Source organism: Pseudoxanthomonas koreensis, from assembly GCF_010093225.1.
GTDB lineage: Bacteria > Pseudomonadota > Gammaproteobacteria > Xanthomonadales > Xanthomonadaceae > Pseudoxanthomonas > Pseudoxanthomonas koreensis.
Genome location: NZ_PDWM01000080.1, coordinates 1 through 1,195, shown reverse-complemented (window position 1 = coordinate 1,195; position 1,195 = coordinate 1). Strand labels below are relative to the sequence as shown.

General features: G+C 63.0%; 1 protein-coding gene. It reads left to right on the top strand.

All coding sequences use genetic code 11. From position 1 onward, the window contains the following. Positions 1-69 precede the first annotated feature (69 nt). Positions 70-1,157, top strand: a protein-coding gene (locus CSC64_RS13775) for an IS3 family transposase (protein WP_162435902.1) whose coding sequence is annotated in 2 segments (ribosomal slippage) — positions 70-322 and positions 322-1,157 — 1,089 coding nt in all. Because the reading frame shifts where the segments join, the coding sequence is not laid out codon by codon here. Positions 1,158-1,195: the final 38 nt, after the last annotated feature.

Below are 1,195 nucleotides of genomic sequence, written 5' to 3'. Positions count from 1 at the left end.
GGTAATCCCCCCACCGGTTAGCTGAAGCCAGAAGTGGAATTTTCTCGTACGCTTTCCCGAGGAGGTTCCATGAAGAAGTCCCGCTTTACCGACAGCCAGATCATCGCGGTGCTCAAGCAGGCCGAGGCCGGCACGCCCGTGCCGGAGCTGTGCCGCGAGCACGGCATCAGCTCGGCGACGTTCTACAAGTGGCGCAGCAAGTTCGGCGGCATGGAGGTATCCATGGTCGCGCGGATGAAGGAGCTGGAGGAGGAGAACCGGCGCCTGAAGAAGATGTACGCCGAAGCCCAGCTCAGTACCGACCTGCTGAAGGAAGCGCTCGCAAAAAAATGGTGAGGCCATCTCAGCGCCGGGAGATGGCCCAATCAGCGGTTGCAGGGGGCCGAACGAGCATCCGGCACGCCTGCCAGACCTTCGAAGTCAGTGAGACCTGCTTCCGCTATCAGGCCAAGGCAAGCGCGGAGAACGCCCGTATCGCCGATTGGCTGGTCCGGCTGACCACGGCCCATCGAGACTGGGGCTTTGGCCTGTGCTACCTGTACCTGCGCAACGTGAAGGGATTGGGCTGGAACCACAAGCGGGTCTATCGGATCTACCGGGAGCTGGAGTTGAACCTGCGGATCAAGCCGAAGAAGCGGCTGGTGCGGGCGAAGCCCGAGCCGCTGGCCGTGCCGGAGACCATCAACCAGGTGTGGTCAATGGACTTCATGCACGACCAGTTGGCCGATGGCCGCAGCTTCCGACTGTTCAACGTGCTCGATGACTTCAATCGTGAGGGGCTGGGGATCGAGGTCGATCTGTCGCTGCCGTCGGCCCGGGTGATCCGTTCGCTGGAGCAGATCATCGAATGGCGGGGAAAACCGGGCGTCATTCGCTGCGACAACGGCCCCGAATACATCAGTGGCGCGCTGCTGGCCTGGGCGCAGCGGCACGGCATCCGGATCGAGCACATCCAGCCGGGCAAGCCGCAGCAGAACGCCTATGTCGAGCGCTACAACCGCACCGTCCGCTATGCCTGGCTGGCCCGAACCCTGTTCGACACCATCGAGCAGGTGCAGGACAGGGCCACGCGCTGGCTCTGGACGTACAACCACGAGCGCCCGAATATGGCGCTCGGCGGCATCACTCCAGCCATGAAGCTGGCGATGGCCGCTTAGCTCCACTTCTGGCGGCTGCTAAAAGTGGGGGGATTACC